The sequence below is a fragment of the Pseudomonas sp. AC463 genome, from assembly GCF_979253585.1.
This window is the reverse complement of record NZ_CEEDDZ010000386.1, coordinates 1-308: the sequence shown is the minus strand read 5'-3', so window position 1 is coordinate 308 and position 308 is coordinate 1. Positions and strand designations below refer to the sequence as shown.

Genomic DNA, 308 nt, shown 5'->3' with positions numbered 1-308 from the left:
CATCCAGGTCAACCATCCGTGACTTGGGTCCAACCTGCCGAGTCCTGAACGGTGCCCAGACAGCGACCGGCTTGCCGCCGGTCATGATCAGATTGGCGTCCCAGGAGGTTCGCCGCTGACCGCGACGGAGATTGCGGCGGATCTGGGAGCGGCGGTCCTGCCGGACCGCGCGCTCCAATCCCTGCTTGGCGGTGACAGCGGCGGCTCCGGCCTGCCATTCAAGCATCCGCTTGGCACCAGCGGTGAGCCCGGGCAGGTCGACCTGCTCGATCGCCTGGGCAAGATCGAAGTCCTCCAGGATCTGCTTC

General features: G+C 66.6%; 1 protein-coding gene. It reads right to left on the bottom strand.

What is annotated here, in order from left to right; all coding sequences use genetic code 11:
- Positions 1 to 308: hypothetical protein (locus AC0IYH_RS30645; RefSeq protein ID WP_471837926.1), on the bottom strand; the 308-nt coding region annotated here is incomplete at both ends.